The sequence below is a fragment of the Pseudomonadota bacterium genome (assembly GCA_034189865.1).
Taxonomy (GTDB): domain Bacteria; phylum Pseudomonadota; class Gammaproteobacteria; order UBA5335; family UBA5335; genus JAXHTV01.
The window spans coordinates 17,807-38,335 of sequence record JAXHTV010000003.1 but is presented as its reverse complement, the minus strand read 5'-3'; the positions used below and the strand labels follow the sequence as shown (position 1 = coordinate 38,335).

The following is a 20,529-nucleotide window of genomic DNA, read 5'->3' as shown; positions in this document are numbered from 1 at the left end:
GGCTCAAGCGTAGCGATTGGCCAGTTCCAGGTAGACCGACGTTCGATCGCGCCATTTTTTATGTTCTTGAGCTGACACGTCGAGTAAATGAAATGCGGCGAGGCGGGCGCGGATACAGGCGCGATAAGCCTTGTAGAAACGAATCAGCCGATTCGGTGGGCGGTCACCCGTTTTTTCGCGGTAGATGGTCAATAAACGAGGGCCAATCCGGTGTTCGCCCAAACGTTCACATTCAAGGTCTAAATACGCCAATTCATCGACGGCGTCGAGCACTCGCAGATCACGTTTAAATTCCAGACAATCGAATATCGCCGGTGGTGTCGTCAGGCAGACATGCTCGGGGCGTAAATCGCCGTGTCCTTCGACGATTCGTCGTTCCGACGCGCGCCCGGCGAATAGTGCCGGATACGCATCTAATTGATCGAGAAGTCGATGATGTATTCCCCTGAAGTAGGCTGGGTGCAATCCGAAGTCATGGCGGTTCAACAGACGAAGATTATGAACGACAGACTTCGAGAGCCGCTCCCGGTAAGCATTGGCCGCCATTTCTAGGGGTTGAGCGGCGTGGTAGAAACGAGCCAGGTGATGCCCTAGCTGGTCGATATCTTGCGCCGTCACCGTTCCGTGCCTAATGGCATAGTCCAGCATCCGTGGGCCCGGTAAGCGCCGCATTTTCACTAGCCAGTCGACAATTTCGCCCTCTCCGTCGAGACGAAAGTGACCAATGGTATCTTGCGTGAGTGGGATAAGACCCAGGTAGACGTTCGGCGCCAAGCGGCGATTGAGTTGTAATTCGCGTTCAGCGTTGGCTTTGCGGCCGGAAACCGTCGTGAAATCGACCCATTCGGTCGCCACCGGTTTTTTTAGTTTGTAGGCGTGGTCATCGGTGAGAAATACCCACGACATGTGCGTTTCGATGACCTTAACCTGAGCGGTGGGCTCCGGATAGGATTGGGGTTGGGACAGATAAAACAGTTTCGCCTGAAGCAGTTTGATCGAAACAAGCGGCTGGAGAGGATAGAAGCTCGCTTGTGGCCGCGGCGGGTTCATGACGCTTAAGCGGAGGCAGGCGAATCAACGCCTTGATAGAGTTTTTCGATACGACGCTGTGCTCGGCGCAGGCTTTCGCTGATCGTCACCGGATAGGGCCGTTCGGGGGGGGCGAGCGCTTTGAGTTCCGGTGACAATTGGGCAAGCTGTTCTTGCAGGCGACTGCGCGCGCTATCCAGCGGTTTGGGATCCAGGCGCAATCGACGCCCGTAAGCCATCACGTGGTGAAGCAAGGCTTCTCCTGCCGGTTGTTCGCCCGAACGGACCACTATATCGCCCTGAAACAAGCCGTCGCTTGTCCGGCGAAACACTTGTTTGCGCCCCGGGTAGGTCACCTTTCCGGTGGACAGTTTTCCGCGATCCTGCCCAGCGTAGGAAACCAGTTTGTAAGCCGCTTCCAGATTCGGGGCATCGGCCACCGTGTTGACCCGCGTGCCGACCCCGAAACCGTTAATCGGCGCCTCGGCCTTGAGTATCGATTCGATAGCGTACTCGTCCAGACCACCGCTGGCGATGATCCCGACGTGTGTCAAACCCGCTCGATCCAGACGCCGGCGACTCTCGCGCGCCAATTGGGTGAGATCCCCGGAATCCAGGCGCACGGCGCGCACTTTGAAGGCCTCGCCGAGTTCCCGGGCGAGTTCGATCACGCGATCGATCCCGCTCAAGGTATCGTAGGTATCCACCAGCAACACCGTGTCGGGATACAGCTTGACGAAGCGGCGGAAAGCGTCCGCTTCCGAGTCGTGGGCCTCGATATAACTATGCGCCACCGTACCGACAACGGGAATCCCGTATTGGCGCCCCGCCTCGACCATCGAGGTTGAGTCGTATCCGGCGATGTACATCGCGCGCGCGCATTTTATCGCGGCGTCATAGCCGTGGGCGCGGCGTGCACCGAAGTCGACCACGGTGCGCCCGCGAGCGGCAGTGACGACTCGGGATGCTTTCGAAGCCACGGCTGTTTGAAAGTGGATTTGATTGAGAACCAACGTTTCGACCAGTTGCGCTTCCGGCAACGGCGCGACGACTTCCAGCAAGGGTTCGTTCGGAAACGCCAACGTGCCCTCTAACATCGCGTAGACATCGCCGGTGAAGCGGAAATCGGCGAGCCACGCCAGGAACTTGTCGGAGAACCGATCCAAAGACGCGAGAAACGAAAGATCCTCGTCGCTAAACCGTAGGTTTTCCAGGGCAGTTAGAACGGTTTCCAGGCCACATGCCACGAAATAGTTTCGCCCGGGCGGTAACTCACGAATGTAGAAATCGAACGCGCCCACATCGGTCATGCGTTCTTCCACGTAGGCTTGCAGCATGGTGAGTTCGTAGAGGTCTGTGAACAATGCGTGGCCATGCCCCGCAACCGATATCGGATCGTGCATTCGCGTTTGCTCTGTGTACATAGTCGCTTGCCCATGACCGGCTGAGGCGCAACCTTGAGATGTTTGCGCGCTTCAGCCCCATGACGGCAAACGTTACCCCTTGATGCAGATGACCGGCTCCAACCGCGCCACCCTTCTGGCCAAGCCGGCGTGTTCCGCTGCTTTTACCACCTCGCGGACGTCTTTGTAGGCATCCGGTGCTTCTTCGGCGACTCCGCGCAGCGACGGACTCCGTATGAGGATGTTGCGTTTGGCCAGCTCGTCGACCACCTCGTCTCCGTGCCAGCGCCGCGTGGCTTCCCTTCGACTCATGCGCCGACCGGCCCCATGGCACGCTGAGCCGAAGGCAATGTCCATGCCTCGCCGCGTACCGACCAGCACGTAGGATTCTGTTCCCATGGTACCGCCGACGAACACGGGTTGCCCAACATCCATCAAATCGGCCGGCAATGACGGGTGTCCGGGACCCCAGGCCCGGGTTGCCCCTTTGCGATGCACGAACAGGTCCCGGGGCTTGCCGTCCACCTCGTGAGTTTCCAGTTTGCACGTATTATGCGATACATCAAATAACAGCGGTAAGTTACTGTCCGCAAAAACAATAGAGAATGCTCGCCGTGTGAGGTGGGTTATGATTTGCCGGTTGGCCAACGCGCAGTTGATTCCTGCTCGCATGGCTCCCAGGTACGTTTCCCCTAATGGTGAATTCAAGGGCGTGCAGGCCAGCTCACGGTCCGGCAAGGTAATCCCGTAGGTGCCGGCGGCCACCACCATGCGCTTGAGAAATTCAGTGCCGATCTGATGTCCCAGGCCTCTGGACCCGCAGTGAATACTGACTTTGACGGCGTTCTCGACGAAACCCAGTGCCTTAGCCGCCTCGGCGTCAAAAATCTCGGCCACGCGCTGGACCTCGAGATAGTGATTGCCGGAACCTAGGGTGCCCATTTCCTTGCGTTGACGCTTCTTTGCCAATTCCGATACGCAGTCTGGACGCGCGCCTTCCATACAACCGCGCTCTTCGGTATGGGGCAAATCTTCCTCGCGACCATACCCCTGAGCGACGGCCCATTGCGCTCCGCCAGACAACATGGCATCCATTTCTTCAGGGTCGAGCCGAATGGCGCCGGTGCTGCCCAAACCCGCGGGAACCGCGGCGTAGAGCGCATCCGCCAATGCTTGCTGGGAGGCGCGGACCGCATCGATACTCAATCCGGTGTGAAGCACGCGAACGCCACAGGAAATATCGAATCCGACACCGCCCGCCGATACAACACCGCCCTCTTGCGGGTCGAAGGCGGCGACGCCGCCAATGGGAAAACCATAGCCCCAATGGGCATCGGGCATGGCGTAGGCGGCGTTCACGATCCCGGGCAGACTTGCGACGTTGACGAGCTGTTCTCGCACTTTGTCGTCCATCTCCGTAATGAGGGATTCGCTGGCGTAAATTACCCCCGGAACCCGCATCGCGTCACAGACGGGTATCCACCACTCGTAGTCCGAGTGTTTTTCCAAGCGACTCAGATCCATCGGTTAACCCTCATCGGTTAGCTGGCACCCCGGATGCGGATGAATCACACGTCCACCACGCATTCCGCCACCCAATCACCGTTTCGTGCTCTTGCAACCCGCAGACAAGTGTAGGTAGCGCCTTTGATTTCAACGGCCGGCTGATGGCGGGCCGGGTCAATGGCCTCACCCCAAACCGTCGCCGTCAGGCCCTCCTGGGTGATCGCGACATCAAATTGAGAGAACAGCATGCCGCGGGTTGCAATCTCATAGACCAGTGCATTGATCCAGTCGGCGAACAGCAGCTCGATATCGGATTCGGTGCGACGGATTTGGATCGCCCGCTCTGGCTTGACGCTCGCGGGGTCTGTCACGATCGCTGTGAGAGCTAAAGCGGCTTGCTCAAACGCCTCCTCCAGCGTTGCGCCCGTGCCGCGAATGCCAATGTCGGCGACGTGTTCAAAATGTTCCCAGGCCAACCCGTATCCATCCTCAACGCAGCGTCTCAGATCACACGATGCAACAACCGTAAGCCCCCATGGCATGTGTTCTCGTGATTCAAATCAATCCGTACACGAACAAACATGAGAAACATCCAACCTTGACCCACATCAACTGGCCAGAGCCCGTGGCGAACAAAGCTAAAGGTGAATCACCACGAGGATAGAATCATGTGTGAGGACGATACACTAGAACTTAGCAAACCCGTTGATAGCCGGTCTCGTCGCCGGGAATGGCGAAATCGCTATCCTGGACTACGCCGGCACCGTTCTCGTGAACGGTGGTACCCGACGGACGAGCCGGCGCAACATGACCAAGCATCTTTGTCGTGTGCCGCCAAGGCCGTCGAATTGGAGTTGCAGCATGTCCGGTTGCCGGGGCTGCTGACGCTTCCGCCTCAGGCGTCCGGGTTGGTCGTGTTTGCGCATGGCAGTGGTAGCAGTCGCCTGAGTCCCCGAAACCAGCTTGTTGCGCAGGCGTTGCAGCAAGCGAACCTGGGCACGCTGTTGTTTGACTTACTCACAGAAACCGAAGAACAAGAGGACCAAGCGACCAGACGACATCGATTTGATATCGACCTGTTATCCGGACGATTAGTTGACGCTACCGCATGGCTTGCACATCAGCCGGATACCGAAAACCTTCGGTACGGTTACTTTGGTGCCAGCACGGGTGCCGCTGCAGCCATCCGTGCAGCCGCGGAATCGGAATGGGGTGTGGAGGCGATCGTCTCACGCGGCGGACGACCCGATCTCGCGGGCCCTGCCCTGGTCAGCGTCACCGCGCCGACTCTATTGATCGTCGGCGGCGCGGACATCGAAGTACTTCGGTTGAACGAACAAGCCATGGCACAGATGCATACGCGTGTGGGGCTTGAGATTATTCCCGGTGCGACCCATTTGTTCGAAGAGCCCGGCGCACTGCAACAAGTTGCCAAATTGGCGCAACGTTGGTTTACACGCTATCTGATGGGATAGTTTGTCCGGGATAGGGCATGCGCGGGTGACTGACCGAATGTGCCAGCCGGTGCATCGAAGTATGAGAATGCATGCATAATGGGCCAATGAACCCGAACCCCCGCCCCGACAGCGAGCGTCCTGGTCCGCCGGATCAGGATCAACCACCGGTTTTTAACCTTTGGCACTTCTATTGGCTGATTCCCGTCCTGCTAGCCTTGGGTTACCTCTCCATGCTGTATCAGGCTCCGACGGGGAAGGCCGAGGCAATTCCTTACAGCGAATTCAAAGAGCGCTTGAAAGAAGGCGAGATTGCGTCGGTTGAACTGCGTGGTTACGACATCGAGGCTGTTCTGTCACAACCCATTCATCGGGATGATCATACCATTGAGCGCGTTAGTTCCCGGGTTCCTGAATTCTCTGACCCTGAACTGTTGTCGCTGATCGAGTCGGAGAATATAGAGCTGCGTGTGGTCGCGACAAAAGAGCAGGAACAAGTCGGCGACTATGTGTTGTTTCTCATCCCTTGGGTGCTGTTGATATTGTTCTTGTTTTGGATGTCGCGACGAATCTCCGGCGGCATGGGCGGCGGCGTAGGCGGACCTGGCGACTTATCGAGGTTTCTCGATACCAGTCGCAAAGAGGCCGAGATACCGAATGTCCGATTTAAAGATGTGGCGGGTCAGGAGAACACCAAGCGCGAAGTGGCCGAGTTGGTTGAGTACTTGCGCGAACCGGAAAAATTCGAACGTCTGGGCGCTGAGATTCCACGCGGGGTATTGCTGATGGGGCCGCCGGGTACGGGAAAGACCCTACTGGCGAGGGCACTGGCGGGAGAAGCGGGTGTGCCCTTTTATTCTATTTCTGCGTCAGAGTTTATCGAAGTGTTCGTGGGCGTCGGGGCATCGCGGGTGCGACGCTTGTTCGAAACGGCCAAGGCTCACGCGCCCAGCATTATTTTTATTGACGAGTTGGATAGCATTGGGCGTACCCGCGGCACCGGACTGGGCGGCGGCCACGACGAACGAGAGCAAACCTTGAACCAAGTGCTGGCGGAAATGGATGGATTTTCCGGTCACGAAGCGGTGATCGTCCTGGCGGCGACCAACCGGCCCGATGTTCTGGATTCGGCACTGCTAAGGCCTGGACGGTTCGACCGCCACGTGGTGCTGGATTTGCCGGATGTCGGAGACCGGCTGGCCATACTCAAGGTTCACACCCAAAAAGTACCGCTGGATGCGAATGTCGATCTGGAACAGGTGGCCGCCGGGACACCGGGAATGTCCGGTGCGGATCTGAAGAATCTCGTCAACGAGGCTGCCATTCTGGCGGCACAGCAAGACGCCGATCGCGTCGAAATGGAACATATCGACGCGGCAAGAGATAAACTCCTGCTTGGCACAGTCAGAACGCTGGCGATTCAACCCGAGGAACGACACCGGCTGGCCGTTCACGAGGCGGGGCACACTTTGATCGCATACTATTTGCCCCATGCCGATCCGCTATACAAGGTGACCATCATTCCCCGGGGTCGGGCGCTCGGGGGCACGCAACAACTGCCGCAGGAAGAGCGTCATACTTTGCCGGAACATTATCTTCGTGATCGTCTCGCGGTCTTGCTGGGTGGGCGATCGGCTGAAGTGGCGCTGCTTGGCACGGTAAGTTCCGGGGCGGATGACGACATACGACAGGCGACTGCCCTGGCACGCGCAATGGTTTCTCGCTGGGGGATGTCCGACACCATTGGCCCGGTCGATCTCCGTGCCAGCGAGGAGCACCCGTTTTTAGGTCGTGAGATCGCTCAGCCGCGTCATTTCAGCGAACATTCTGCGGAGGCTGTTGACGAGGCGGTTCGACATCTAATACTGGAAGCGGAACAACGGGCACAGGAAGTCATCAAGCTTCACCGAACAGACCTTGAACGTTTGATCACGCGATTGGAACGTGAAGAAACGCTGGAAAAACCTGCAATCGAAGCGTGTTTAACACCGCCTTCCGATACCGCACAAAACGCCTGATCGTGGCCTTACGCTTGCATCGCAACGGGTAGGACCCGCTCTGCAAGCATGCGATCGATCTCATCAGGCGAAACCGGTTTGGAAAAGTAGTACCCCTGCCCTTCCTCACACTGCCAATCCGTCAAGTGCTCACGTTGCTCAGATGTTTCAACGCCTTCCGCGATCACCCGAAGATTGAGGCTGTGGGCCATTGCAATCACGGCGTTGGTGATGGCCACATCGTCGAGGTCATCGGGAATGCCCGTCACAAACGAACGATCGACCTTGAGGTAGTCGATTGGGAACTGTTTGAGGTAACTGAGTGATGAGTAGCCCATCCCAAAATCGTCGATGGCAATCAGGATTCCGAGATCATGGATATCCGACAAAATACGTCGCGCACCGACGGGGTCGGGCATCACCATGCTCTCGGTCACTTCCAGGCGGAGCAAGGCCGGATCGAGATCGGATTCGGCCAAGATCGATTGAATGCGCTCGATCAAATCGGATTGGTTAAACTGCCGGGCGGATAGATTAACCGCCATGTGGATGGGTTGGCCTGATATTTTTTCCCAGGTTTTCGCCTGTTGGCAGGCGGTACGGAGCACCCATTCACCGACCGGGACAATAATACCCGTTTCCTCGGCCAGTGGGATGAAATCACCCGGCGGTATGCGTCCCAGTTCCGGATGACGCCATCGAATCAAGGCTTCTACGCCGGTGATTTCCCCGGAGCGCATGTCCACCGTCGGTTGGTAATCCAACTCGAATTCGTTTCGTTCCATGGCTTGGTGTAAATTATTTTGCAGCACCAAGGTACGAACCGCTTTGGTGTTCATCTCTTCGGAAAAGAACTGGAAGGTGTTTTTGCCCTTTGCTTTGGCTTGATAGAGTGCGGCGTCGGCATGTTTGAGCAACGAGGAAAGATCGCGCCCGTCATGCGGGTAGCAACTCACACCGACGCTGACGGTGGTAAAGATGCGGTGGCTTAGGTGCTCAAACGGTTCACTCGTCGCTCGCAACAGTTGGTTGACAATCTCAGTCGCGTCGGATGGTCGCTCGAGATCCGGCAAAATGACGGCGAATTCATCCCCCCCTAATCGAGCGACCGTCGCCGCCTGTGGAACGCAGACGAGCAGTCGCTCTGCGACCTCTTTTAGTAAGTGATCCCCGGCGTGGTGTCCGAGGGATTCATTGATGGTTTTGAATCGATCCAAATCCAGCAGCAAAAGTGCGACCACACTGCCATCTGCGGATGCCTCGCCAATGGCTTCTTCGAATCGACTGGTGAGCAACGAGCGATTGGGCAAGTGGGTCAAGGCGTCCCGATTCACCAAAAATTCCAGCCGCTGTTCGTAATCCCGTATCCGTGAGACGTCACTCAAGACAATGACGTGGTGAATATCGCTGTCGATGTCGTCTCGAACGGTGCTGACACTGACGAGTCCGTGAAAATACTCTCCGGTTTTTCGACGGCAATGAATCTCAGTCTGCCATCCATCGCTCGGTGCAATAGAATCCTCCGCCACACGATTACGCCAAGCCACTTCGAGGTGAGGAGGATGTTGATGGTGCACCTCGTCCAAGGTGAAACCGGTTATTTCCGTGTAGGCTTGATTGATGCGGACGACCCGGTAGTCGGCATCGGTGATAATGATGGCTTCCGCCGTGTTTTCCATGGCCTGCGCCGCCAACCGAAGCTCTTGTTCCGATTGCTGACGCGAGGTGACATCATTGACCGTTCCCAGCATTCGCTTCGGACGTCCCGATTCGTCTTTCAATATCACGCCGTTCGCCGATACGAAACGATACTCGCCGTCTTTGTGGCGTAATCGGTAGTCGGCGTGATAGTCAGTCCCGTGTTCGACCGCTGCCGCAAAACGGCGTCGCACCCATTCGCGTTCGTCGGGATGGATCCATTCCGACCAGCGCTGCATATCGATATCTGCCAGCGCACCGGCGCTATAACCGACCACTTGTTCTGGTGCGCCCGTCCACTCTACAGTGTCTTTTTCCAAGTTATAGTCGTATATCAACTGGCCGGTTTGTTGACTGATAAGCCGATAACGCGCCTCGCTCTCCTTCAACGCTTTCTCGACTCGGGCACGTTCGCGGATATCGCGCAAAACAGTCGACAAGAACGGCACACGGCCACGGGCATCTTTGTGCGCGATGATGACTTGGGATACGGCAACCTCCTCCCCGCTGGCTTCGATGATGGCGGTTTCCCCGTGCCAGACGCCTTCCAGCATGGCCATTGGAATCCCATCATTCATAATCAGATCCAGCGCCCAACGTGGATGGAGCGCGCTCACGTTTCGGTTTTGGATCTGGGAATCGGTCAGGCCAAAAAAGCGCTTGCCCGCCGTGTTCATATACGTCAGGCGGCCATCGGGGCGTGCGGTTCCGACAATGTCTGATGTCACCTCACAAATAGCCACCAAGCGATCCCGCGCTCGTTGCGCTTCACGATGGATGATCGCGGTTCGAATGAGGTGCGGCAGGCGACGAATCTGTTCCGGCGTCTTAATGAGGTAATCGGCCGCCCCACGTTTCATAGCGGCGACAGCGACCTCTTCTGACCCAGTCCCGGTGACGATAATGACCGGAACGTCTGGATGATGTTCTTGCACGGCTTGAAGAACTTCCAAGCCCTCGAATCCGAGAATATTGAAATCGCTGAGCACCAGTTCGAACCCGCCTTGATCTAAGCAGGACTCGAAATCACTCTTTCCCGTCGCCTCGATCAGCGTGAACGGTTCGCCGCTCCGTTCGAGCGCATCACGCACCAGAACCCGATCTGGCTCATAGTCGTCGACGTACAAGATGCGGATTTCGGAATTTTCAGACATGCCCGCGTTCCTGATGAGGTACTGCTACGAAGCGGCGGCGAATAGCCGCTGACGCTATAAGGTAGCCGGTCATTTGGCAAAAACTTTAGCGTGAACCGCTAGGAGATGGTATGGGGGAATCCTACATACTGCCCGACTTTTGCGCTGGGGATATTGAGAAGTCGATCAACGTCATAGGCTGATCACGTCGGCTGACGACAGATCGTCGCGGCGTCGATAAAGTAGACATGACGTTCAATCAAGCACAAGGCTCAGCAACACATTTGGAAATAGATCCGCAATTTATCACGTTTGACTCAATGGCGGGCCTTATAAGAAATCATTTCTGATTGGGTTGCGGCTCGCGAAAGTGTCGAAGTGTTTCTGCCACTTCCGAGTCCTCGACCTGGGAAAAATCCTGAAAAAACTGCCCGACTGCGTAAAACTCGATCGGTGCCTCAAGGCACACAACCTCATCGGCATGTTGCTCAATCAAATACAGCGTGTCGGGTGGAGCGACACCCACCGCCGCAATAAGCCGCTTGGGGTCTCGCGCCCTCAGTGCGTCCAGCGCCGCTACCATGGTCGCTCCGGTGGCGATTCCGTCGTCGACGACGATCACCGTTCGCCCAGTCAGGTCAATCGGTTTCAATCCGGGGGTGTATTGGTCACGTCGACGCCGCAAAGTCGCCAACTGATGCGCCTTCTCCGATGCCAGATATTCTGCGGGTATTTTTAATCTGACCGCATGTTTGGGCTGATAGACATGCCCCGCTTCGTCCACGGCACCGATCGCAAACTCAGGGTTTCCCGGCGCGCCTAATTTGCGGACCAAAACGACATCCAAATCACCATGCAGCGCTTCGGCGATCGTGGCCGCCATGGGCACCGCGCCTCGCGGTATCGCCACCACCACCGGGCGGTCGGCCGCGTAAGCCTTTAATGCGTCGGCCAACCGCCTGGCCGCATCTTGACGATTCACGAACACGATTCGGACTCCTTACAACCGATTGGGGCGTTACCCCAATCTTGGTTATCCGGCCGTAAAATATGCCAAGCTTGTAGCGGGGCATTGATACACGTCAACTGAATACGCTCGGTTCTCCACTAGTGTTTGATGTGATTCCACCCGTTTTTCAGGGCGCTGGGAGCCGATTTGCGAGGACTTGATTATGAAAAACCGGTTTTGGGTTGTTACTGCCGATGCTGGACGGGCGCGCATTTATGCGACCGACACCGGGGCTGATGATCTTCGTCTTACCGCGACCTTCGACAACGACGCTGGTCGTCAGCCCGGACGGGACCAAGAAAGCGATCGTCCCGGTCGCAGTTTCGATCGCTTTGGCCAGGGCCGGCATGCGATGGGTAAGGCTCATTCGGTCAAAGAGCAGGCCGAGGTCGACTTCGCGCGCGAGCTCTCGCGTCACCTTACCGAGGCGCGGCACACCGGAGATTACCAACATTTGATTCTCATCGCGGCCCCTCATTTTCTCGGATTGCTGCGTGAAGCGCTGGATAACACCGTCATGCAACACGTCACCTTGGAGCTGGATTTGGATCTCATGCCATTCGAGAGCCCCGATCAGATTCGTCAGCACTTACCCGATCACCTGCCCACTCAACGTACATAGCGACCTCGCCGCGCGCCGATATCGGCTTTCGAATCAGGTCGACACGATGCAAGAGCCTTTTCAGACAGAGATCGCACAGCATATCTGGGAAACCCGCTATCGTGATCGTCGGGCGAACGACACTGGCGACACTACCCCCCAGGATACCTGGCGGCGAGTCGCTCGGGCGCTGACGCAAAGCGAGAAGACCCACGGCGATCAGTGGCGCCATCGCTTTTTCGATGTAATGAAGGATTTACGTTTCTTACCCGGTGGGCGAATCCTGGCCGGTGCGGGAACGGCGCGACGTGTCACCCTCATGAACTGTTTCGTGATGGGGCGGATCGCCGACAGCCTGGACGGAATTTGCGCCGCGCTCCGGGAAGGCGCTCTAACCATGCAGCAAGGCGGCGGCGTCGGTTACGACTTTTCCACACTTCGACCCTTCGGCGAAACTGCGGGGGACACGGGCAACACGGCTTCTGGTCCGGTCTCGTTCATGCATGTTTGGGATGCCATGTGCGCGACTTTGCTTTCGACCGGCGCGCGAAGAGGCGCCATGATGGCCACCTTGCGTTGTGATCATCCGGATGTCTTGCGCTTCATCGAAGCAAAAGCCCAATCTGGAAGGTTGAGCCACTTCAATCTTTCCGTTTTGATCACTGATGAGTTCATGGCGGCGGTCCGAGCCGATCAGGCTTGGTCCCTGGTATTTCCCGCAAGCCAGTCCCGGAGCGAGTCCGGCGATATCCAGATGCGGCCATGGCCCGGATTCGAAGCTGCCGTCCCTTGCCGAGTGCACAAACGTGTCCCGGCTCGTCAGATCTGGCGGGCTCTGATGCGGTCCGCATACGAAACCGGCGAACCCGGTGTTTTGTTCATCGATCAAATAAACCGTAGCAACAACCTCCATTACTGTGAGCACATCACCGCAACGAATCCCTGCGGAGAAGTCCCATTACCGCCATACGGCGCCTGCGTATTGGGTTCGATTAACCTCACGCGTTTTGTCCGCGATCCATTCACCTTGCGTGCGCGACTGGATTGGTCCGGAATCGCACACACGGCTACCATCGGCGTTCACATGCTGGACAACGCGATCGACGTTTCCGGCTATCCCCTTCCCGCTCAGCAAACCGAGGCTCAAAGGAAACGCCGGATCGGACTGGGTATTACCGGCTTGGCTGACGTACTGTTGATGCTGGGGCTGCATTATGGACAGCAAGCCGCTCGTGATGTGGGCGCCAATATCGCCCGCGTCGTGTGTCATGCGAGTTATCGCGCCTCAATCGATTTGGCGCGGGAGAAAGGCGCATTCTCGCTCTTTGATCGAGATGCTTATCTCGAAAGCGCATTCATCGAGACGCTGCCCGATGATCTCAAATCCGCGATTTACACCTTCGGCATCCGAAACAGCCATCTGCTTGCGTTCGCTCCCGCCGGCACCATTAGCCTGTTGGCAGATAATGTATCCAGCGGGATTGAGCCCGTGTTTGGTTTCCATCAGGAGCGTTCGATTCGTCAGCCGGATGGTACGCAACGGTTCTACGCTCTGGATGATTATGCGTTCAGTCTATGGCGTGCCCGTCACAGCGCGAGCGGCCCATTGCCGGATTGGTTTGTGGAAGCGGATCGATTGGCACCGGCAGATCATTTGGCCATGCAAGCCGCATTGCAACCCTATGTGGACAATGCCATCTCGAAAACGGTGAACGTACCCAAAGCGCAATCTTTCGGTCGCTTTTGCGATTTGTATTCGCAGGCCTATGATTCCGGATTGAAGGGATTCACTGCTTTCCGGACGACGGGCAATGCCAGAGACGTTGTTGCTCGCTGCGGCCCCGTTTGCCATCCTGACCCTTCGTGGTAACCACTGTTAGCGTTCGCACATGCGATCTGATCACACCAAGAGAGCTTTATGATTAACCGTATTCTGGTTCCTGTGGACGGCTCTGACGTCGCCAACCGTGCGATCATCTTCGCGAGCGAAATGGCCGCGGCATTGCCATGCGACCTGAACTTGATGACTGTCCAGAAAGCCGTGCCCGCTCGGCAACAACTCCAGGCTTACTTGACACACTTGCAGTCGCGACCGGCAGACCAACGGGATACGGCCGAAATCGCCAGCGTGCTTGACGTCCTATCGGAATCCGCCGAGGCCCAAAGCCGGACCATTCTGACGGAGGCGGAAGCTTTGGCACGGCTACACGGTGCCTTGGAGATCGCGTGCACCTTGCGCGATGGCGACCCTGCGACGGAAATCCTGGCAATGGCCGAAAACGAACCGATCGATTTGATTATCCTCGGCCGGCGGGGAGCCGGTAACATTCGAGAGCTGTTGCTCGGCAGCGTGGCGCTGCGCGTAACACAAGCGGCGAACTGCCCTGTTACCCTGATTCGCTGATTTTTGTCGGTCGATTAAGAAGCGCCGCCTGAGCCGAAACACGCAGCGACCAAGTTCGGCGGGGATGGAGAAATCGAGCGGCGTGTCTGTTAAGGCGAGATTTCATCCTGGCCGCGATCAAGAAAGTATTTGAGGAGAAAGTCTTCTTCCAAAGGAGAAAGATCAAAACGTCGACACGCCTCCTCCACCGTTTTCAAGTCTTTGCGTTCTTGTTCTGAAAGCCATTTGACGGCTCGCCTCAATCGCTCACCGCGGGGAAGCATTCCTTGCTCGGTCATTTTTTCAGCCTCGCGACAGGTTACATCTCAGTGCTTTATTTTTGTTCCGAACTAGCAGACAATTCCACAAGACAGAGCCGCTGACCCGGCAGTCGGTTGAGTTTTGCTAACCATTCTTGCGCAACGAAATAAAACTGACATGTTCACCGACGTCGTTTTCACTTCTCGCTACGCGGCTGAGCAACTCAGTCCGAATACTGACGGATGTGTCATCTCCGTAACCGACCCTCATCGCCCTCCGGCTTCGATAAGCGAGGGTTGGCGAGATATCCTCCGGTTACAGTTCCATGATCTGGTCAGGGTTGACGACTGGCCAGGGGACGACCTCTTGCCTGGCCCTTGTATCATTTTCAGCGATACGCATGCCGAGCAGGTCATCGCGTTTCTCGATCGCTGGCACCTGCTCGAGGATGGCCCCACTCGCTTGATCGTACACTGTGAGATGGGTGTTTCTCGGTCTGCGGCCATTGCGCGGTTTGCCGCCCAACGGTTCGGGCTCGCGTTCGATTGGAACTATCGTTTCCACAATACGCACGTGGTCGATTGTTTGTGGAAATATGCCGACACGGGCGCGACCTGACCATCCCCTGGATTCTACCAATTCAACTGTCCGCTAGTTTGACCGATACGCTGTCGATCTTCTCCTGACAAGACTGTTCCCGGTCGGTTCGCGTGCCCACTTTCAGAGTTGTCAGTATTCGCGGCGCACCCATTCGGTGGACGATTTCGTGGCAGGATCTCAAAGCATCGAATACTTCATCCCAGGTCCCTTCGATATTCGTACCGTAGGCATGCAATTGTGGATTTAGTCCCGCCTCTTCGAGTGCTCGAACGCAAGCCGTTATGTACGGAGATAACGATACATCGGTCCCAATGGGAACCAGGCAAATCTCTGCAGTGACTTTCATATTTTCGATCCCTTTGAATCGTTGGCGTCGAAAGACTTTGAGTCCGAAACGAGTCAGGTGGATTACGTGTTAGGATCATGCGTTCGACAAGCCGTTTGACAGTGGCATCACCGTGGTGCCATCCAACACAACAATCCAATTAGAACATGAACTCACCTCGCCAGCGCGGGCATATGACCCTGTTTTTCGTGCTCTTGACGGGCTTATCCGGGGTGGGGTTGTACCTAACACAAGGGGCTGAATCCGTTATCGAGGCAACCGGAGAAGGCTTGCAGCTCATTGTGCTGATCATGCCCATCCTGGTTGCCGCGTTGCTGGTCGCCGGATACGCGCAGGTGCTCTTGCCGCGTCAAACCGTTGAGAGCTGGCTGGGGACGAACAGTGGACTTCGAGGACTACTGATCGCGACGGTGGCAGGCGCACTCACCCCAGGGGGACCTTTTGCCGCTTTCCCGCTGGTTCTAGCGCTCTACCAGGCGGGTGCCGCGTTTGAAATCTGCGTCGCATTCGTAACGGCTTGGTCTGTGTTGGGCCTGAGTCGGGTCCTGGTGTGGGAGATTCCTTTTCTCGGCTGGGATTTTGTATTGCTCCGCTACGCCGTCTCATTACCGCTTCCCATCGTGGCTGGATTCACGGCCCGCGCGTTTCGCCTTCATCGTCTCCGAAGCTCGGAGAGCACCCACTGATGCTGAGTGCTTTCATCACCTTATCGATGCTTCTGATCGCCCTTGCGATCGTCGCTCAAGGCAGGAATCCCCAGGCCCATCGACAGGCCTCCGTGGAAGCGTGGGGGCAAATGAAAGCGCTGCTGATTCCGCTGCCCTTGGCGGTGTTGGCGGCCAGTTTTCTATCCCACCTCATTCCCACCGATCACCTCGTCGGCATACTGGGGCAAGGCTCCGGCTTGAAAGGAATTGCATTGGCCTCGTTGCTTGGAAGCCTGATGCCCGGCGGTCCGATATTCGCATTCCCACTGGCAGTTGCGCTGTTTGATGCCGGTGCCGGCACGCCGCAACTGGTGGCCTTGCTGACCAGTTGGTCTACCCTGGCCTTTCATCGCGTATTGGTATTCGAACTGCCACTCATGGGCTTCGGTTTCATCGTCCGTCGGCTGGCGGCCAGCGCAATACTACCCATCATAGCGGGCATCACCACGCACGCGGTGATGATTCTGAACTGAGTCCCATCAAGACCACCCAGTATCGCTACTTGACGGTCTCCCGTGTAAGACCCACGATGTATGGTAAAGGCCAAATCGTGTTGGCCCTCTCTTTTGGACTCCACATGACGCCACTGACCATCGACCCGGAGGCGCTTCGTTTGGCGCTCCAAGCTCACGACGAATCTGAGTGGTACCTTGACCGCCGCACCGGAGAGATCATCGCGGTGCCCGACCCAGAGCTGACGGGCGAGCCTGATTTCGAAGGCATCCATGCCAATCCGGACCGGTTCGTCTGGATTGAGCCGATCACCTCTGAAAAAGTCCTCCACATGATGCGGAAATTTGTCGAAACGCTCGAGCCCGCATCGTTCAAACGCAAACTTAACGAAGCGCTTGATGGCGAGGGTCCTTTCCGGGCATTTCATGAGGCGTTGGAGAATACGCCGCCGATCAAAACCCAATGGCAAAAGCACGAAGACACGTGTTATCGGGAAATTGGTCGAATCTGGCTCGAGGGGATGGGAATCGTCGCGACGCTGCAGCCGAACTGACGGCGACTGCCAAAAAACAAGCCGCCTCTCATCCCGCCCTCGTTTTGTGAACGCGCATCGTAATCCTGCCGTCCTGCCGGCGATATTTTTTCGCGAGCCGCATGAATGTTTTCCAACCGAGTAGCACGGTGACATCGCACCGTTCGTTTCTGTTATAAAGCATTACAATTTTGTTACATTTTTGAATTTATTAGCCAATGGCCTACCGACTCGACGATCCAAGTTCCGTTCCCCAAGAAATCCAACGTGTGGTTATCGAATGCATCGATAGCGCGAGACGCGAACTCAAAAGAAAGGGAGCGGATCAACACGAAGGAATTCACGAAGCCCGCAAACGTTTCAAAGAAATCCGCGCCGTCCTGCGACTGGTCCGCAACCAACTGGGTGACACATATGCAATGGAAAATGCATGGTTTAGAGACGTGGCACGAAGTCTGTCTCAAGTGCGCGATGCCCAAGCCATGTTGGAGGCCTACGATAAACTCCATATTCGATTCGATGCTCAGATGCAGGCACAGGGTATACCCGAGTTTCGAAGGGTGCTTGAGCAACGGCTTGATGCCATCTCAACAGGAGACCAGGATCTATCGGTCAAAACCGGGAATTTGCGCCGGGTCCTACTGCAGGCAAGCACGCGCGTGAGCGCGTGGACTTTCCCTTCCGCCGGTTTCGACACCCTGGCGAGCGGTTTGGAGCGAATCTACGGCCGCGGACGCCGTGGTTACCAAAGCGCCTTCGAGCAACCCACCGCGGAACAATTCCACGAGTGGCGAAAGCGCGTTAAGGACCAGTGGTATCACACCAAGCTGCTGAAGAAAGTTTGGTCTGATCACATGTCCCAAAGGCAAGCCGGTTTGAAGCACTTGTCCGATCTTCTGGGCGATGATCATGATCTGGCCGTGTTAAGGCTGGTGGTGCTGCAACATGAAAACGAGTTCATTCGGGAAGAAGCGATGCATCAAATGCTGGGGTTGATTGGGCGCCGGCAAGCAGAACTTCGAAGCCACGCCGAGATCTTGGGCAGACGGTTGTTCGCCGATAGTCCGGAGTGTTTCGTCCGGCGTATGGAATCCTTTTGGATCGCGTGGATCCAGGAGCGGGAATACGGTTTGGAAGGGATGGTTGCGAGTAGCTGATCGCCGCATCCCCATCGACCGTGGATTAGGAATCATGATGAAAACCATAGCGTTCTATAACCTTAAAGGCGGCGTCGGCAAGACGGCCACCGCCGTCAATATCGCCTGGATCGCCGCCAGATCAGGGTTGAAAACAGTTTTTTGGGACCTCGATCAACAAGGGGCGTCGAGTTTCTATCTTCGCGTCGACCCGAAACTCTCGGTCAAAACGAAAAAACTGATTACGGGCAAAAAATCGCTCGGCAAGCAAGCACAACCCACCGAATACGACAACTTGTCTTTGATTCCTGCGGATGAATCGTATCGGGACATGGATCTTATGATCAGTGACAGGAAGAATTCCGCCGAGGTTCTGGCCGAGGTGCTCGAACCGTTGAACAAATCCTATGATCTGCTGGTCTTGGATTGCCCACCCAGTTTTTCAACGCTCTCCGAGAATATATTCGCCACCACGGATGCGATTCTGCTGCCGTTGATACCCACACCGTTATCGATCCGGGCATATGACCAGATCGTAGCGTTTTTTAAGAAACATAAGATCCCGCGGCGGAAACTGCACCCGTTTTTTTCGATGGTTGATCGTCGGCGCAAGCTCCACAAACAATGGCTGGAAAATCCGCCGCGGGAACTGATTAACCTTCTTAGCGCGTATATTCCCTATGCGTCTGTGGTAGAACAAATGGGACAACACCAGGCACCGGTCGGCGCATATTCGCCGCACTCTCCTGTTCAGGCGGCCTACGTTGCATTGTGGGAGGAGCTTGCTATGCGGTTGAAACTCACCGTGGGATGATCAGGGTTTGGCGATCAACCGGAGCTGCTTGGGCGTTAAAAACCAATGGAGCGTTGCGCGCCCTGGTTGCATCTGATCGCCCAAGCCCAAGCAGGCAACACCCCCCTTCTTGAACGGTAGCTGGCAATCATGGCGTGAGCCTGTCAGTAACCACGATGCGAGTTGCCCGAGGTCGGGTTGATGCCCAACCAAAGCCACTTCGTCCGCAACGGTTTCGTTGAAAGCTTTCACTAAACGTTTGAAACTCCCCTCGGGCGCCAATTGGGGTTCCACTCGCAGCTGGGCGAAGGTAAACCGCCGTGCCAACAGAACTGCGGTTTGACGAGCTCGCGTTAACGGGCTGGTTACGATGTGCTGAGGAGCAAATCCTAGTTCGGTGAGTCCGGCAGACACCCGTTCCATCCGCTTGCGACCTTGCGGGGTGAGCGCTCGATCGAAGTCCTTCATCTCCGATCCCGGGGGTAGCGTGTCGGCAATTGCGTGCCGAATCAGATAGCATTTCATGTGCTAAGGTCCACCGCGCTCTTGGGGTTCTCTCTCATGCGTGCGTGGGCCAGGGCTGGCCGCCATCCACCCTTTCGATAGGAAAGAGCTCAATTGGATTGATCGTCGTCATTTCTCGCTCAAGCCGATTGTCTTATCTATAACTATAGAAGTAGGTCGATATCGCAACATCGACTTGCTCGGTTTGGTGGTTATCAACGTCACCCGACAGCATGCGCGGTAACATATCGACAATAAAGCTGCGAATGCAGCCACCTGGCAGCGACATCTGAAGCCCCTGAGCGGGGCACGGCAACAGCGAGAGGCAGACCATGCAATCAATACCACAAGTCACATTTCGCAACCTACCGGCCACACCCGCACTCGAACAAACAATCGATAACAAGCTTCGAAAACTAGAACAAGTCTACGACCGTATCATCGCCTGCCGTGTGATCGTGGAGGCACCCCATCAGCACCATCATAAGGGAAAGATCTATCATATTCGGATCGACTTGACTGTCCCGGGTACCGAACTGGTCGTCAATCGCAATCCTGCGGCCAAACAAGCGCATGAGGACGCCTACGTTGCCATTCGGGACGCATTTAGTGCCATGCAACGACAGCTTGAAAACTATGCCCGCAAGCAAAAAGGTCAAGTGAAATACCACGACGCGCCCCCACACGGTCGCATCAAAGTCCTGTTCCCGGAAATGGACTATGGTCAGATCGTAACTCCGGAAGGCAGAGAGCTTTATTTTCATCGAAACAGCATTTTGGGCGCCTCCTTCGATCAACTCGCCGAAGGTGCCGAAGTGCGTTTCTGTGAAGATATGGGTGACGACGGACCGAGAGCGAGCAGCGTGCGACTCATCGGAAAACACCACATCGTAGCCTGAATCGGGACGTTACCCGGCCGGGTGCTCCGCGGAGGCAGGGCAACTGGCTGGGTACCTCTCATTGCACAATCGTCCTTGGTCAGAA

Annotated in this window: 21 protein-coding genes; 12 read left to right on the top strand and 9 right to left on the bottom strand. The window is 56.4% G+C overall.

Translation table 11 applies throughout. The annotated features are described in order from the left end of the window. Positions 1-3: 3 nt before the first annotated feature. The 4 genes from SVU69_02190 to SVU69_02175 form a co-directional block, all read right to left on the bottom strand. Positions 4-1,050: a hypothetical protein gene (locus SVU69_02190; GenBank protein ID MDY6941808.1), complete on the bottom strand. Its 1,047-nt coding sequence runs from the start codon at positions 1,048-1,050 to the stop codon at positions 4-6. A gap of 5 nt (positions 1,051-1,055) precedes the next feature. Beyond that, positions 1,056-2,432 (bottom strand): nicotinate phosphoribosyltransferase, encoded by a 1,377-nt coding sequence (locus SVU69_02185; GenBank protein MDY6941807.1) that lies wholly within the window; start codon positions 2,430-2,432, stop codon positions 1,056-1,058. 93 nt (positions 2,433-2,525) lie between these two features. Next, a complete protein-coding gene (locus tag SVU69_02180) occupies positions 2,526-3,956 on the bottom strand; it encodes an RtcB family protein (GenBank protein MDY6941806.1) in 1,431 nt (476 codons plus the stop codon). Between the two features lie 44 nt (positions 3,957-4,000). Further along, a complete protein-coding gene (locus SVU69_02175) occupies positions 4,001-4,480 on the bottom strand; it encodes an archease (GenBank protein MDY6941805.1) in 480 nt (159 codons plus the stop codon). A gap of 126 nt (positions 4,481-4,606) precedes the next feature. Here SVU69_02175 and SVU69_02170 point away from each other — a divergent pair, with 126 nt between their 5' ends. Together SVU69_02170 and ftsH are read left to right on the top strand one after the other, a co-directional pair. After that, a complete protein-coding gene (locus tag SVU69_02170) occupies positions 4,607-5,413 on the top strand; it encodes a dienelactone hydrolase family protein (protein ID MDY6941804.1) in 807 nt (268 codons plus the stop codon). Between the two features lie 71 nt (positions 5,414-5,484). Beyond that, positions 5,485-7,410: an ATP-dependent zinc metalloprotease FtsH gene (gene ftsH / locus SVU69_02165; GenBank protein MDY6941803.1), complete on the top strand. Its 1,926-nt coding sequence runs from the start codon at positions 5,485-5,487 to the stop codon at positions 7,408-7,410. 8 nt (positions 7,411-7,418) lie between these two features. On the opposite strand, the gene SVU69_02160 is transcribed toward ftsH, so the two are convergent. Further along, entirely contained in the window at positions 7,419-10,241 is a 2,823-nt protein-coding gene (locus SVU69_02160) for an EAL domain-containing protein (GenBank protein MDY6941802.1), read from the bottom strand. Between the two features lie 319 nt (positions 10,242-10,560). Next, the gene (locus SVU69_02155) at positions 10,561-11,208 is read right to left on the bottom strand and encodes a phosphoribosyltransferase family protein (GenBank protein ID MDY6941801.1); all 648 of its coding nucleotides are present in this window, start codon (positions 11,206-11,208) and stop codon (positions 10,561-10,563) included. 184 nt (positions 11,209-11,392) lie between these two features. Between SVU69_02155 and SVU69_02150 the strand changes: the two genes are divergently transcribed. From SVU69_02150 to SVU69_02140, 3 genes are read left to right on the top strand one after another with little or no spacing between them, the layout of a single operon-like run. Continuing rightward, positions 11,393-11,851, top strand: a complete 459-nt coding sequence (locus SVU69_02150) for a host attachment protein (GenBank protein ID MDY6941800.1) — start codon at positions 11,393-11,395, stop codon at positions 11,849-11,851. Positions 11,852-11,897: 46 nt separating this feature from the next. Next, positions 11,898-13,700 carry an adenosylcobalamin-dependent ribonucleoside-diphosphate reductase gene (locus tag SVU69_02145; GenBank protein ID MDY6941799.1) on the top strand — a complete coding sequence of 601 codons (1,803 nt, stop codon included), beginning with the start codon at positions 11,898-11,900 and terminating at the stop codon, positions 13,698-13,700. A gap of 48 nt (positions 13,701-13,748) precedes the next feature. Beyond that, the gene (locus SVU69_02140; GenBank protein MDY6941798.1) at positions 13,749-14,234 is read left to right on the top strand and encodes a universal stress protein; all 486 of its coding nucleotides are present in this window, start codon (positions 13,749-13,751) and stop codon (positions 14,232-14,234) included. Between the two features lie 89 nt (positions 14,235-14,323). Here SVU69_02140 and SVU69_02135 read toward each other — a convergent pair whose 3' ends face one another. After that, positions 14,324-14,512, bottom strand: a complete 189-nt coding sequence (locus SVU69_02135) for a hypothetical protein (GenBank protein MDY6941797.1) — start codon at positions 14,510-14,512, stop codon at positions 14,324-14,326. Between the two features lie 139 nt (positions 14,513-14,651). Here SVU69_02135 and SVU69_02130 point away from each other — a divergent pair, with 139 nt between their 5' ends. Beyond that, entirely contained in the window at positions 14,652-15,092 is a 441-nt protein-coding gene (locus SVU69_02130) for a hypothetical protein (protein MDY6941796.1), read from the top strand. A gap of 22 nt (positions 15,093-15,114) precedes the next feature. Here the strand turns inward: SVU69_02130 and SVU69_02125 are convergent, their stop codons facing one another. After that, a complete protein-coding gene (locus tag SVU69_02125) occupies positions 15,115-15,420 on the bottom strand; it encodes an MTH1187 family thiamine-binding protein (protein ID MDY6941795.1) in 306 nt (101 codons plus the stop codon). A gap of 146 nt (positions 15,421-15,566) precedes the next feature. On the opposite strand from SVU69_02125, the gene SVU69_02120 reads away from it, so the two are divergent. The 5 genes from SVU69_02120 (at position 15,567) to SVU69_02100 (ending at position 19,062) form a co-directional block, all read left to right on the top strand. Next, entirely contained in the window at positions 15,567-16,106 is a 540-nt protein-coding gene (locus SVU69_02120) for a permease (GenBank protein ID MDY6941794.1), read from the top strand. Next, positions 16,106-16,600 carry a hypothetical protein gene (locus SVU69_02115; GenBank protein MDY6941793.1) on the top strand — a complete coding sequence of 165 codons (495 nt, stop codon included), beginning with the start codon at positions 16,106-16,108 and terminating at the stop codon, positions 16,598-16,600. The genes SVU69_02120 and SVU69_02115 overlap by 1 nt, the downstream gene beginning before the upstream one ends. 104 nt (positions 16,601-16,704) lie before the next feature. Next, on the top strand, positions 16,705-17,133 hold the full coding sequence (locus SVU69_02110) for a UPF0158 family protein (GenBank protein MDY6941792.1): 429 nt from the start codon (positions 16,705-16,707) through the stop codon (positions 17,131-17,133). A 197-nt stretch (positions 17,134-17,330) separates the two neighbouring features. Next, the gene (locus SVU69_02105) at positions 17,331-18,269 is read left to right on the top strand and encodes a CHAD domain-containing protein (GenBank protein ID MDY6941791.1); all 939 of its coding nucleotides are present in this window, start codon (positions 17,331-17,333) and stop codon (positions 18,267-18,269) included. 34 nt (positions 18,270-18,303) lie between these two features. Next, a complete protein-coding gene (locus SVU69_02100) occupies positions 18,304-19,062 on the top strand; it encodes an AAA family ATPase (GenBank protein ID MDY6941790.1) in 759 nt (252 codons plus the stop codon). On the opposite strand, the gene sixA is transcribed toward SVU69_02100, so the two are convergent. Further along, a complete protein-coding gene (gene sixA, locus SVU69_02095) occupies positions 19,063-19,566 on the bottom strand; it encodes a phosphohistidine phosphatase SixA (GenBank protein ID MDY6941789.1) in 504 nt (167 codons plus the stop codon). Between the two features lie 311 nt (positions 19,567-19,877). Here sixA and SVU69_02090 point away from each other — a divergent pair, with 311 nt between their 5' ends. Next, positions 19,878-20,444, top strand: coding sequence for an HPF/RaiA family ribosome-associated protein (locus tag SVU69_02090; protein MDY6941788.1), 567 nt, complete (start codon positions 19,878-19,880; stop codon positions 20,442-20,444). Positions 20,445-20,529: the final 85 nt, after the last annotated feature.